The organism is Halostagnicola bangensis (assembly GCF_054653435.1).
In genome coordinates, this window is record NZ_BAAIGG010000002.1 from 3,167,323 (window position 1) to 3,179,815 (window position 12,493).

The 12,493-nt window shown below is 60.8% G+C and carries 11 protein-coding genes; 5 read left to right on the forward strand and 6 right to left on the reverse strand.

Annotated features, from left to right (window positions below; translation table 11 throughout):
- The first annotated feature begins 51 nt into the window (after positions 1-51).
- The 4 genes from ACYQ14_RS17470 to ACYQ14_RS17485 all read left to right on the forward strand — a co-directional run bounded on the left by ACYQ14_RS17470 (position 52) and on the right by ACYQ14_RS17485 (position 4,665).
- Positions 52-882, forward strand: coding sequence for an aldo/keto reductase (locus tag ACYQ14_RS17470; protein WP_459889767.1), 831 nt, complete (start codon positions 52-54; stop codon positions 880-882).
- A gap of 391 nt (positions 883-1,273) precedes the next feature.
- Positions 1,274-2,353, forward strand: coding sequence for a DUF354 domain-containing protein (locus tag ACYQ14_RS17475; protein WP_459889769.1), 1,080 nt, complete (start codon positions 1,274-1,276; stop codon positions 2,351-2,353).
- Positions 2,350-3,465 (forward strand): non-hydrolyzing UDP-N-acetylglucosamine 2-epimerase, encoded by a 1,116-nt coding sequence (gene wecB, locus ACYQ14_RS17480; protein WP_459889771.1) that lies wholly within the window; start codon positions 2,350-2,352, stop codon positions 3,463-3,465. Before ACYQ14_RS17475 ends, wecB begins: the two co-directional genes overlap by 4 nt.
- 228 nt (positions 3,466-3,693) lie before the next feature.
- Positions 3,694-4,665: a phosphoadenosine phosphosulfate reductase family protein gene (locus tag ACYQ14_RS17485; protein WP_459889773.1), complete on the forward strand. Its 972-nt coding sequence runs from the start codon at positions 3,694-3,696 to the stop codon at positions 4,663-4,665.
- A gap of 114 nt (positions 4,666-4,779) precedes the next feature.
- On the opposite strand, the gene ACYQ14_RS17490 is transcribed toward ACYQ14_RS17485, so the two are convergent.
- From ACYQ14_RS17490 to ACYQ14_RS17505, 4 genes are all read right to left on the reverse strand, one after another.
- Entirely contained in the window at positions 4,780-4,989 is a 210-nt protein-coding gene (locus ACYQ14_RS17490; protein WP_459889775.1) for a DUF7333 family protein, read from the reverse strand.
- Between the two features lie 368 nt (positions 4,990-5,357).
- A complete protein-coding gene (locus ACYQ14_RS17495) occupies positions 5,358-6,107 on the reverse strand; it encodes a hypothetical protein (protein WP_459889777.1) in 750 nt (249 codons plus the stop codon).
- Positions 6,108-6,211: 104 nt separating this feature from the next.
- The gene (locus tag ACYQ14_RS17500; RefSeq protein WP_459889779.1) at positions 6,212-7,210 is read right to left on the reverse strand and encodes a Gfo/Idh/MocA family protein; all 999 of its coding nucleotides are present in this window, start codon (positions 7,208-7,210) and stop codon (positions 6,212-6,214) included.
- A gap of 82 nt (positions 7,211-7,292) precedes the next feature.
- Entirely contained in the window at positions 7,293-8,240 is a 948-nt protein-coding gene (locus tag ACYQ14_RS17505; protein ID WP_459889781.1) for a ribokinase, read from the reverse strand.
- 151 nt (positions 8,241-8,391) lie between these two features.
- Between ACYQ14_RS17505 and ACYQ14_RS17510 the strand changes: the two genes are divergently transcribed.
- Positions 8,392-9,789, forward strand: a complete 1,398-nt coding sequence (locus ACYQ14_RS17510; RefSeq protein ID WP_459889783.1) for an SLC13 family permease — start codon at positions 8,392-8,394, stop codon at positions 9,787-9,789.
- 147 nt (positions 9,790-9,936) lie between these two features.
- On the opposite strand, the gene ACYQ14_RS17515 is transcribed toward ACYQ14_RS17510, so the two are convergent.
- Positions 9,937-11,571, reverse strand: a complete 1,635-nt coding sequence (locus tag ACYQ14_RS17515; protein ID WP_459889785.1) for a BCCT family transporter — start codon at positions 11,569-11,571, stop codon at positions 9,937-9,939.
- Between the two features lie 335 nt (positions 11,572-11,906).
- A complete protein-coding gene (locus tag ACYQ14_RS17520) occupies positions 11,907-12,488 on the reverse strand; it encodes a DUF7110 family protein (protein ID WP_283835590.1) in 582 nt (193 codons plus the stop codon).
- Positions 12,489-12,493: the final 5 nt, after the last annotated feature.

The following is a 12,493-nucleotide window of genomic DNA, read 5'->3' on the forward strand; positions in this document are numbered from 1 at the left end:
CCGCTTCCGCTTTCATAACCCCCTTTTTTGCTCGTCACTGACTGGCTACACATGACAAGCGATATCGCCCCCGGAACGTGTCCAACCGCAAACGGTATGCCGATGCTCGGGCTCGGCACGTGGCAAAACACCGATCCGGAGCAGTGCGCCGAAAGCGTCCGAACCGCCCTCGAGATGGGGTATCGACACATCGACACCGCCCAGATGTACGACAACGAGGCGGCCGTCGGGGAGGGCATCGCCCGGGCCGACGTCGACCGGGAGGATATCTTCCTCGCGACGAAAATCGTCCCGGCGAATCTCGCTCGAGAGGACGTACTCGAGACGGGGCGCGAGAGCATCGAGCGCCTCGGCGTCGATTCCGTCGACCTGCTGTACGTCCACTGGCCGACCAAAGCCTACGATCACGAGGAGACCCTCGGCGCGTTCTCGGAATTATATAATGAGGGTCTCATCGATAACGTCGGCGTGAGTAACTTCGAACCCGAACAGCTCGAGGTCGCGGTCGACGTCTGTGACGCGCCGATCTTCGCCAATCAGGTCGAACTGCACCCGATGCTCCCTCAGGAGCACATCCGGGAGGCCTGTGATAACCTCGGCATCGAAGTCGTCGCCTACTCCCCACTGGCTCGAGGCGGCGTCTTCGACCAGCCCGTGTTACAAGAAATCGCGGCCAAACACGACGTGAGCGAAGTGCAGGTCAGCCTCGCGTGGCTCCGCGAGTGCGGTGTCAGCGCGATCCCGAAAGCGACCGGCGAGGCTCACATCCGAGACAACTGGGAATCGATCACCCTCGAACTGGATCGAGCGGATCTCGAGGCGATCGATGCGATCGAGGAGACGCATCGAGAGGTCGATCCGGCGTTCGGTCCGTGGAACTGAGTTAGACCGACGACCAGAGTGTCCTTCGGCGTACCCGATAGGTCTCGTTAACGCGGGTATGCCGCCGTTATAGCACTGAACGAGTGGCTATCAGCGATCGCGGAAGAGACAGGGCGACCCGATGAACCTCGGAGCGATCAGCGGTCCTCCTCGAGACGAGGACGGCTGACCGCTCGGAATGAACCACGTGATCGACGAGCGGATAAATACGTATCAGAGAAGGTGATGATTTCAGGATCGGATGGCGCTCCTTACATACGATAAAAGCCATTTGTGGCCCCTATATAGGGCATTTATCCCGTTTCAGGAAAATTCCGAACCATAGCATTTCCATAACAATATACGGTCAACTCATAGCCCGACGTGTAATGAATACACGAGGTGTTCCTGAATGAACTGTCTCTTTTTTACGAACACGCCTGCACACGTTCATCTCTACAAACACACCATCGAACGTCTCGAGGAACTGGGCCACGACGTCCTGGTGTTCGCCAGAAGTGACGAGTGTACGGAGGCGTTGCTGAGCGCTCACGACCTGCCGTATCGAATCTACGGCGGTCGAGGTGACGCGAAGCACTCACTGCTGTGGGAACTGCCCATCCAACTCGGACGAATCGTCCGCCGCGCCCGGAACTTCGACCCGGACGTCATCTTCGGAATCGGCCCCTACGCCGCGTACACGGGGATCGTAACGGGTTCGCCCGCTATCGCGGTCCTCGACTCGGAGCCCTCGCTGGATCACGTCGTCGCCCGGCCGTTCGTTCGCGCGTTTCTCACCCCCGAGGCGTTCCAGAAGGAACTCGGCGAGAACCACTACCGGTTCAAGGGGTTCAAGGAATCGGCGTACCTCCACCCCGAAATCTTCGAGGCCGATCCCGACATCCGCGACGCCCTCAACGTCGACCCCGACGAATCGTTCGCGATTGTTCGGCTCAACTCCTTCAACGGCCACCACGACGTGGGCCAAAAAGGGTTCTCGACCGAACAACGCCGACGGCTCCTCGAGACGCTCGCGGATGAAACGACCGTCTTCGTCTCCGACGAGGGAAGCAAACTGGACCTCGAGCGCCTCGACGTGCGCCCGTTCGACCTCCATCCGGCGAAGCTCCACGACGCGCTTTCGGAGGCCGACCTGCTGGTCGCGGACACCCAGACGATGGTCACCGAAGCCGCCCTGCTCGGAACGCCGGCGATCAGGTCGAATTCCTTCGTCGGCGAGTCGGATATGGGCAACTTCCTCGAGCTCGAAGAGGAGGGGCTCATCTACAACCTCTCCTCGTTCGAGGCGGTGCTCGAGCGATCGCAGACGCTACTCGCGGATGAATCCACCCCACGGCGGTGGGAGCGCCGCCGCGACGAGTACGTCTCGGATATGGTGAACCTGACCGACCTCCTGTGTACCGTCGCGCTCACGTTCACCGACTCGGCGCGCGAGACAACTCTGGGCGACGTCGCGGAGGTGAGCGGATGAACGTCTGCTCGGTCGTCGGGGCCAGACCGCAGTTCGTCAAGGCCGCGGTCGTCTCCCGAGAGCTTCGAGAGGTCGGCGAAGAGGTGCTCGTCCACACCGGCCAACACTACGACGAAGAGCTGTCGGACGTCTTCTTCGACGAACTCGAGATACCGGAGCCCGAGTACAACCTCGGCGTCGAGTCGGACACCCACGGCCGACAGACGGCGGCGATGATCGCCGAACTCGAGCCCGTTCTCGAGGAGACTCAACCCGACGTTCTCCTGCTGTACGGCGACACTAACTCGACGCTCGCGGGTGCGGTCGTCGGATCGAAACGCGACGTCGCCGTTGCACACGTCGAAGCGGGCCTTCGGAGTTACAACCGCGAGATGCCCGAAGAGATCAATCGGATCCTCACGGACCACGCCTCCGACGTGTGTTTCGCGCCGAGCAAAGCCGCCGTCGAGAACCTGGCCGACGAGGGGATCACGGACGGCGTCTACTGGACGGGTGACGTCATGTACGATACGATTCTCGAGGCCCGCACCCGGGCACACAGCCGGTCGGATATTCTCGAGGATCTCGACCTCGCTCCCGACGAGTTCGTGCTTGCAACGGTCCACCGAGCGAGCAACACGGACGACAGGTCGAACCTCGAGTCGATCCTCGAGGGACTCGCGTCCTCGCCGTTGCCCGTCGTCTTCCCCGCCCATCCGCGAACGGTTTCTCGACTCGAGGAGTACGAACTCTGGAATCGTGCAACCGACGAACTCGAACTGGTCGAACCGCAGGGATACCTCGACTTCGTTCGACTGCTGGATGCGGCCGAACGCGTCGCGACCGACTCCGGCGGCGTCCAGAAGGAGGCGTTCTTCCTCGAGACCCCGTGCGTGACGCTTCGGGAGGAGACGGAGTGGACCGAGACGGTCGAGTGCGGTTGGAACGAACTCGTCGGGCCCGACGAGGGTCGAATTCGAGAAGCGCTCGACCGCGAGCGGGGAACGCATTCGACTCCACAGCCCTACGGCGACGGCGTCGCGAGCCTTCGAATCGTCGGGCTCCTCCAGCAGGCGTTCGACGACGACTCGAGCCCCGACGTGGAACCGCTCCCGAACAACCTCGCGGACTGATGGTCCTCGACTCACCTCCCCGCGCGCTAAACCGGCACACAAACGACCTGAGAGACCACAAAGATGACAATCGACGGTGTTGCCGATCAGTGTATGCGGTCGTCGGAACCGAGGCAGTTCAATGGGAACAACCCTCATACGATAGATTCACCGGCGATCCGAACTTCCGACAGACGTTTCCGCTCCCCCAAAGCGTTTAACCGAAGTAATTATATCTAATTACAGACGATGACCGAAAACTTCCCCGAGTACGTCGACGTCGATTACGACGACGGCGACGGCCAGACGCCCGAGGAGTATCCACACATACACGACAAGATCGAGAAGGCCATCGAGGTTACCCGACAGGGACTCGAGCAGTACGAGAATCCCGCGGTCATGTGGACCGGCGGCAAGGACTCGACGCTCGTGCTCTACTTCGTCAAAGAGGTCGCGGATCGGTTCGACCTCGAGGTCCCGCCCGCGATCTTCATCGATCACTACCAGCACTTCGACGAGATCCACGACTTCGTCGACCACTGGGCAGACAAATGGGATCTCGATGTGATCTACGCCCGGAACGAGGACATCGGCGAGTACGTCGACGAACACGGCCTCGAACCCGGCGACGACATCGACATCTCCGAGCTCTCCGAACACAACCAGCACCACGTCGACAACATCCTCGAGTACGAGGAGGACACCTTCCCGTTCCTGCTCGATACCTACGCGGGCAACCACCTCCTGAAGACGGTCGCGCTCAACGACGCGCTCGAGGAGTACGACGTTGACGGCGTCATCTCCGGTGTGCGCTGGGACGAACAGGAGGCCCGCGCCGACGAGACGTTCTTCTCGCCGCGACACGATCCGGACATCTACCCGCCACACGACCGCGTCCAGCCCATCCTGCAGTTCGACGAGGCGGCCGTCTGGGAAGCCTTCTGGAACTTCGCGGTACCGGATACTGTTGCCGAATTCCCCGACGACGGTTACGTCCCACAGAGCGACGACGACCTGCCGAACGACCTCACGCAGGACGACATCCCGGTTTCTCCGAAGTACTTCGCCGGGTTCCGATCGCTCGGGAGCGAGGTTTCGACCGAAAAGGCAGACAACGACCCGGCTTGGTTGCAAGACCTCGAGGGAACGACCGAACGCGCGGGCCGCGCCCAGGACAAAGAGGACCTGATGGAGCGCCTGCGCGATCTCGGCTACATGTAAGACGGTCGAACGTCGACGACGAAGCGTACAGTCGCTGTTCTTTCTTCGAGTTCGCCGCTCGAGGCGTCGCACCTACGTTCGAAAAATCGTCGGTCGTTCCTATCGCGCTCTCTCTCAGTACGTCGCTCTGTACTCGCCGTGTTTGACGCCGATTGCGAGCATGATCGCACCGAACAGCGCCATTGACGGCAGGACCATCATCATGATCGTGTCCGTGGCCATCGGGGCCATCGGTGTCAGTTCGGGAAGTGCAAATAGCGCTCCGGTTCCGGCGGCGAGAACGAGCGCGAACGCGCCGATCGTCTTGGTCAAGTCGAGTTCCATAGCAAATCTGGGTAACAGGTCGACCTAAGTCGAACGGAATCAGAACACAGTTCAAAAAAGTGGATTGTGATGATCGCGAGTCGAACTGAGTAGTTGGTACTGCTGTTTCTTTATTCAAAGTTGGGCGTGTGACTCGCGGTAAGTACAGGCGGAGACGTTACCGCTGGAGTCCAGCGCAAGCGCAGCACCCGCGAGCGACCGACGGGAGCGAGCGGCCTTTTTAGCGTAGATTTTTGCGCCGAGAGGTAAGTGAGCGCAGCGAGCGAACCCGAGGCGTAAAAAGGTACGTATGCACACGTAGTTACCGATTTTTCCATTTTGGTTTCAAGTGTATTTTCTTCATAAATAAGCCGCGCTACTATCTACTGTTATCCGGAGGGTCGCACGAGATTCGCCAACGCGACCACGATCCCGAAGAACCATCCGAGCGGGAAGGATAGCCCGAGCCACATCCCCGCGTAGGCCGCTCCCTCGAGTTCGAAGTTCGCCCGAAGGTACTCGTTGGCCCCGCCGACGAACAAGACGTTGTCGAGTATCCAGACCGCGAAGTCGTAGCTTGGCTCGAGAATTACCCCCTCGAGCGAGGGCGTGACGAGTGCGGCGACGACGGGCGGGAGGAAGATCGCCGTCATCGCGAATGGGTAGGCCAGCAACACCGAGACGAGTCGTCCACCGATCTTCGAGAAGCCGGCCGCGAGCGCCGTCGAGACGACGGCCACACCGCTCGCCGCGGCGATCGGAATGACGGCTTCGGTCGGCAACTGAAGGTGTGCGACAACGGTCAATCCACCCCAGACGAGGACGGCGATTGCCGTGACGCCGACTACGCCGATACGCGTCGTCGTCGAGTCCAGTTTCGAGGCGTAAAATCGCGTCGCGAGACCGAGAACCGTTAGCGGATACATCGCGAGCAATCCGACGACGCCGAGGACACTCCACACTCGGTAGACGATCTGCTGTGGAAGCGTTTCGGGTTCCCACTTGCCCATAACCGAGTGGCCGCGACCGCGTTGCCGAGGAAAGACGAGTTCCATCCACGCACCGTGTAACCGTTGTAAATCGACCCTCACAGCGCCGACGATACCACCACCGCCACCAGAGCGAGACCGGGTAGACATACGACATCCAAACTACCCATCCACCGTAAGTTTTCCTGCTCCGAACTCGCGATGTCGCCCCAGCTCGCGGCCGTTCGTTCGGCTCGAGAACGCATTCGAGCCGCTTAGTAGTCAACATCGACCGCGGCTCCGATGTCGACCGGGGTCCCGTCGTCGGCGCTTTGATATAGCGCGTCCATCACGGCCATGTTCGCGACAGCCTCGGCGCCGTCCGTTCGGGGCGTCTCTCCGTTTTTGACACACGATGCGAAGTGGTCAATCTCGAGACGGTACTGATCAGTCGGATCGAACGTTTCGACGGCGTGGCGACCGTCGACCTGATATTCAAGTTCCAGCGGTTCGTCCGTGGGAACGTCAAACGCGTTCCGAACCTCGAGCCAGCCGTTTTCGGCTTCGACCCGGTAGTACTGGACTTTCTGCGTGTCGAAGCCTGACGCGATGCGGGCCGACGCGCCGCTTGCGTACTCGAGGATGCCGGCCAGTTCCGTATCGACGCCAGAATCGCGCGAATCGTCGGTGTGGGCGTAGGCGCGGGACGGCTCCCCGAGGAATTGGCGGGCGACCGAAACCGGGTAACAACCGACGTCCATCAGACTGCCGCCGTCGAGTTCCGGTGACAGACGGATATCGTCCGGACGCCCGGTCAACGAGAACTTGAACGACGACGTGACGGACCGAATTGTGTCAAACTGTTCGTCCGCAATCTCGAGGGCGCGTTCCGTCCGCGGATGGTACTGGTACATGTACCCCTCCATCAGCGTGACGTTCCGTTGCTCGCAGTACTCGACGAGTTCGCGGGCCTCTACCGTGTCGACAGCCAGCGGCTTTTCGCAGAGAACGTCAACGCCCGCGTCCGCGGCGGCTTTCGTCCACTCGGCGTGCAAGGCGTTCGGAAGCGGGACGTAGACGGCGTCGATCGGTGCGTCCTCGAGCAATCGACCGTAGCCGTCGTACACGTGCTCGATTTCGTACTCGTCCGCGATCGACCGTGCTCGGTCCTGACTTCGCGAAGCGATCGCGACGACATCGTGGTCGCTGGTCTGTGCGGCCGGAAGGAACGCTTTCTGTGCAATCCCTGCCGTACTGAGAACTCCGAAATCCATGGATCAACAGTGGGCGGAACGGTATTAAAACCTGTATGTGTTCACAACGAATCAGTTCGACGGGCCCAACGGCATGCCGGCGCTACCGCCGAGCGACTGCGGACTCGAGTCCCGTCACGTCCTCGAGAGAGGGAATCGACTCCTGGGCACCTTCCGTTTCGGTCGCCAGCGAGGCGGCGACCGTCGCGAGTTCCGTTGCGTCCTCGATCGAACGACCACTCGCCAACTGCGCGCCGAGATACCCGCAGAACACGTCGCCCGCGCCGGTCGTGTCGACCGGGTCGACCGGCGGTGGACTCACGCGGTGGTCCGTCTCTCCCGAAACGATCACATCGTCACCACCTCTCGTTCGAACGACCGTCCCGTCGAACGTCTCGAGGTGGTCCCCAAGCGTGTCGTACTCGGTTTCGTTGACGACGACGATATCGACGGCGGGCTCCTCAAGGAGCGGTTTGACGCCGTCGGTTGGGACGGGGTTAAGGACGACCGTCGGCCGCACCGGTTCCTCGTCAAGTCGCCCCAGCACGGATTTCATCGCGGGTACCGGAATTTCGTTTTGCATGAGCAAAACGTCCGCTCGCTGGATCCGCTCGTAGTGGTTGTCTGCGTAGCGAGCATCGACGCTCTCGTTTGCCCCGCCGAGAATCCCGATCCAGGATTCGCCGTCCTCGTCGACGAAAATGTACGCCTTTCCGGTTTCTGTTTCGTCCTCGGCGATTTGTTCGACCGTTACCCCCCGTTCCTCGAGCGTCGAAAGGACATCGTACCGTTTCTGATCCGAACCGACCCTCGCCAACAGCGTCGATTCGACCGAGCACTGTGCGGCCGCGACGGCCTGGTTCGAACCCTTTCCCCCGATGCGGTTTCGGAACTCCGTCTCGGCGATCGTCGCAGGAACGTCACTGGTCCGGACGGTTTCACCCATGTCGGGAAACCATTCGTAGGTTGACTCGAGCGAGCGGATTTCGCCTCGAGAACAGTAGGTGGCCCTGTCGACGTTGATGCTCCCCAATGTGACGACGTTCGACATTCGTATTCGATTCTAGATCGGTGTAGCTATATCCTCGTTCTGGTCTCTACGAGAAATCGTACCGGATCGACTGGTCACTGGGCCTGATAGCGAGGCGGCGATGAGTGCCGCGATCAGGGGTGATTTAAATCGGGACTGTTGAGTCACGCTAATGGATCGTCGGACGGTAATCGGTGGAATACAGTCACCACCAATCGCCTTTCTTCTCGCTGTTGTTGTTGCACTCGTTTCGTGGGCCGCGCTTGCTGATACCGGAGCGACTGCAACGATGCTTTCGATCACGCTATTTTGTATCGTTCTCTGGATCTTGACGCCGGTTCCGCCCGCCTACACCGGTTTGATCGGGATCGGCCTCATCGCGGTCGCGTTCTCGACCGAGATGGCGCTCACCGGGTTCCAAGAGCCGGCAACCTGGCTCGTCGGGTTCGGACTGCTGATGGGTGAAGCGACGCGACGGAGCGGGCTTGCGAACTGGGCGGGACGACGAATCACGGATCGAAGCATTTCGCCCGCAGTTGGCTCGAATCCGTTGCAAGCCTACCGGCGGCTGTTGCTCGCGCTCTCGTTGGGCGCGCACGCACTCGCGTTGCTCGTCCCCTCGTCGCTCGTTCGCGTTCTCGTGCTGGCACCGATTCTGAAAGAAACCGGCGAGTTGTTCGAGTCGCGGCAGGCTCGAGTGGGGATCTATCTCGGGCCGCTATTCGTTACGTTCTACGGTTCTTCGGGCATTCTGACCGCCGATCTGCCGAACATTATCCTCACCGGGTTCGGCCAGTCGATCGCCGGCCAGCAGATCTCCTGGACGGAGTGGTTCACGCACATGTACCCCGTGATGGGGATCGCACGCGTATTGGTCGTCATCGCGGTCGTGTACTACCTGTTCCGTCCCGAACCCGAATCGTCGTTCGAACTGCCGGCGACCGACGGACTGGCCGCCAGCGGAACCGAAAAGCGGATGCTCGGCTTTCTGCTCGTCGGCGCGTTCATCTGGGCGACCGACTTCGTCCACGGCTTTCACCCGGTCGTCGGTGCGGTCGTCGTCGTCGTGCTCGCGTTCCTCCCGCAGATTGGGGCCGCCAACTTTCAAAACGTGGGCGGCGAAACCGACTTCTCGATCCTGTTTTTCATCGCCGCCGTCTTCGCGATCGGTGACGGGCTCGTCCACACCGGATTCTCCGACAATGCCGCAACCTATTTGCTCGAGTTGATTCCGACGGACGCACCGTTGGCGGTAATTCTCGCGTTTATCTTCTTCATCACGATCATCCTCACGTTCTTGATGGAGGGACTCGCCGTTGCGAGCGTCCTCACGCCGATACTGATCCCCTACGCGGAAGCTGCTGGGATCCCGCTCACGCCCGTGTTGATGTCGGAGGCAATGGCGTTGAGTACGTACTTCTTCCCATATCAGTCGGCGGTACTGATCGTCATCCTCGCGGAGGGTATCGTCGACACCAAAGAGTTGATCTACACCACCGTGGCGTGCTCGCTCGCGACGATCGTGTTTTTGCTCCCGCTCCAGTTTGCGGTGTTTGCGTTGCTGTACTGAGTGGGATTCACCCTTCTCTCGATGACAGCCGGTGAGAGTCACACGCCCTCGGGATCGCTATCAACCATCGTCTCTCGCTGGCTCGAGACCTCCCAATCGTGGGGTGTCCCCCTCGAGTTCGTCGCCTTCCGTCGTCAGTCGCCGTCGTCAATCGTCGTCCGTCTCCGGGCCGGGGTCCGTCGAAGCGACTTCGCTCGCGTTCGGTACCGAGACTTCGTCCTCGTCTCTCAGGAACAGCGACCGCTGGGTTCCGAACGCGAGCGCCATCGACGCGACGGCGATCAGGGCGATGATCGAAAACGGCCCGCCGGTGATGATCGCCGCCGCCTGAAGCGCGTCGACGCCGCCGGTGACGATCAACAGCGAGGCGAGCGCGCCGATCAGGAAGCCCCAGACAACCCGGTTAATCGTCGACGGGCGTTGCGCGCCGCCGGTGGTGAGCATCCCGAGTGCGAGCGTCGAGGAGTCCGCGGACGTGATGAGAAAGAGGAGAACGAGTAAAAGAAACATCCCCGTCAAGACCTCGCCGAGCGGAAGCGCCTCGAACAGCGGGTATCCAGCACCCGCTTCGTCGTACATCTCCATCGCGGAGAGCACGTCGGCATCCCCCTCTCGCTGGAGGAAGATCGCCGTTCCACCCATCGTCGCGAACCAGGGGATTGTGATGCCAGTCGAGGCGAGGACGCCGGTCGCGGCGACCTGTCGAACGGTCCGGCCACGCGAAATCCGCGCGATGAACAGGCCGACAAAGGGCGTCCAGGAGAACCACCACGCCCAGTAGAAGATCGTCCAGTCGCCGATCCAGGTCGAAACGCCGCCGGCACCCGTCTCGGCGGTCCCGGTGTAGAAACTCATCTGAATGAACTGGCTGATGTAGGTGCCGAGCGCTTCGGTTCCGATCGCCGTGATGTAGTTCGTCGGTCCAACTACGAACGTCACGACCGTCAGCAGCCCGAACAGGCCCAGATTGACGTACGAGATTCGGCGGATTCCCTTCTGGACCCCGAGCGCCACCGAGGCCGTAAACGCGACGGTCATCCCGGTGATGATGAGGACGGTTCCCAGATCGCCGACCGAGGCTCCGGTCGTCCACTCGATACCGACCAGAAACTGGCTCCCGACAAGCCCGAGCGTGGTCGCCACACCGCCGATCGTCGCGAACACCGCGAGGATATCGACAACCTTCGCGATGGGGCTGTCGAGGTTATCGATACCGATCCACGGGGCCAGCACGGTCGAAATTCGCATCGGCGCGTCGTAGCGGTACGCACAGTAAGCGATCGGCAAGGCGACGACGACGTAGGCCGTCCACGCGGAGACGCCCCAGTGGAAGAACGTGTACTGAATCGCGCCGACGGCGGCCTCGGAAGACTGGGATTCAGCACCGATGAACGGGGAGACGGCATCGAAGTGCGAAACCGCCTCCGCGGGTCCCCAGAAGACGATTCCCGCGGCGATTCCCGCCGAGTACAACATCGCGAAGTACGAGAGGAACGAAAACTCCGGGTCTTCGTCCTCCTCGCCGAGTTTGATGTTCCCCCAGGGGCCGAAAATCAAGAAGAGGACGAACATGACGAGAAAGAACATGACGATCAGATACCACCAGCCGAACCCGGTCCAGATGACCTCGTTTGTGGTATCCATGTAATTCGTCGCCGCGTCCGGCGCGAAGACGAACGCGAGCACTGCCGCCACTGCGATTGCGAACCCGACGCCGAACACGACCGGGTCTAACTCCTCGAGAAAGGCGTCGTTCGAACCTCTGGGGTCCGATTTACCCATTAGATGGAGTGCTCCAGTTCGGTTGGTGACGGGGATGGAATGCGACTCGGTACCCTCGCCGTAGTCGCGCGATTATCACCGACTGTGAACGGTCTGAAGTCGAGAGGCCGCTATTCACGTCTACCTGAGTGTTTCCGAGACTCCGTAAGTGTGCTGGGCTTGCACTATCGTGGTAATTCGTGAGACTTCGAACGGGAAATCGCACGGCTCACTGTCTGTTCTGACCACCAGTCAGACTTCAACACGCTCACAACCCTCAGGAACACGACGGAGGACCGCTCGAGTCGACCCAGTCGCTACTGCCCGGCTTCGTCTACGCTAGAAAAATGTCTGACTTAGTCGCTAATAAACTTGTTATCTCGCCAGTTGACGCCCGTCTGGGCAGCCTTCCGGTCTCCCGGTCCTTCCACAACTTCGACGTCCGCCGGACGCGGCTCGCCGTCGACGATTCGGGTGGCCTCGAGGTCGCCGTCGTGTTCGGAGATGGCTGTCAGTGTCCCCTTCTCTGCGGCCTGTGCGATATCACAGAGCACGAGAAACATTTCGTACTGGAGCAACGAGTTCTGGAGGACCGTCTCGCGGTCGCCTTTGAACGCGGCGAACTCGACGAGTTCGGATTCGATCTCCTCCTCTTCTTCCTCGTCCCAGCGGAAGGAGTTGCGTCGCTCCTCGGGGTCTTCTTCGTAGACTCTGTTTTCGGTGACGCTGGCTTTGAGCTGGGCGGCGGGCGTGTACTTGCTCACCGATTCGTCTTCGGAGACGGCCTTGAGTATGAGCGTGTTGTTTCGACGCGTGAGTTCGACGTCAGTGACGCCGTCTGGATAGACCGCCTCGTCCAGATGGTCGCGAAGATCTTCGAGTGGCAATTCGAGGGTCGAGTGGAGCCGATATACGTGTCGTGAATCCTCTGTTGACATGGTGG

What these genes read in the sequence shown, in the direction of transcription:
- ACYQ14_RS17500 (WP_459889779.1), bottom strand. Translation starts at nt 7,210, where the DNA reads ATGGATTTCGGAGTTCTCAGTACGGCAGGGATTGCACAGAAAGCGTTC.
- ACYQ14_RS17495 (WP_459889777.1), bottom strand. Translation starts at nt 6,107, where the DNA reads ATGTCTACCCGGTCTCGCTCTGGTGGCGGTGGTGGTATCGTCGGCGCT.
- wecB (WP_459889771.1), top strand. Translation starts at nt 2,350, where the DNA reads ATGAACGTCTGCTCGGTCGTCGGGGCCAGACCGCAGTTCGTCAAGGCC.
- ACYQ14_RS17505 (WP_459889781.1), bottom strand. Translation starts at nt 8,240, where the DNA reads ATGTCGAACGTCGTCACATTGGGGAGCATCAACGTCGACAGGGCCACC.
- ACYQ14_RS17475 (WP_459889769.1), top strand. Translation starts at nt 1,274, where the DNA reads ATGAACTGTCTCTTTTTTACGAACACGCCTGCACACGTTCATCTCTAC.
- ACYQ14_RS17515 (WP_459889785.1), bottom strand. Translation starts at nt 11,571, where the DNA reads ATGGGTAAATCGGACCCCAGAGGTTCGAACGACGCCTTTCTCGAGGAG.
- ACYQ14_RS17490 (WP_459889775.1), bottom strand. Translation starts at nt 4,989, where the DNA reads ATGGAACTCGACTTGACCAAGACGATCGGCGCGTTCGCGCTCGTTCTC.
- ACYQ14_RS17485 (WP_459889773.1), top strand. Translation starts at nt 3,694, where the DNA reads ATGACCGAAAACTTCCCCGAGTACGTCGACGTCGATTACGACGACGGC.
- ACYQ14_RS17520 (WP_283835590.1), bottom strand. Translation starts at nt 12,488, where the DNA reads ATGTCAACAGAGGATTCACGACACGTATATCGGCTCCACTCGACCCTC.
- ACYQ14_RS17510 (WP_459889783.1), top strand. Translation starts at nt 8,392, where the DNA reads ATGGATCGTCGGACGGTAATCGGTGGAATACAGTCACCACCAATCGCC.
- ACYQ14_RS17470 (WP_459889767.1), top strand. Translation starts at nt 52, where the DNA reads ATGACAAGCGATATCGCCCCCGGAACGTGTCCAACCGCAAACGGTATG.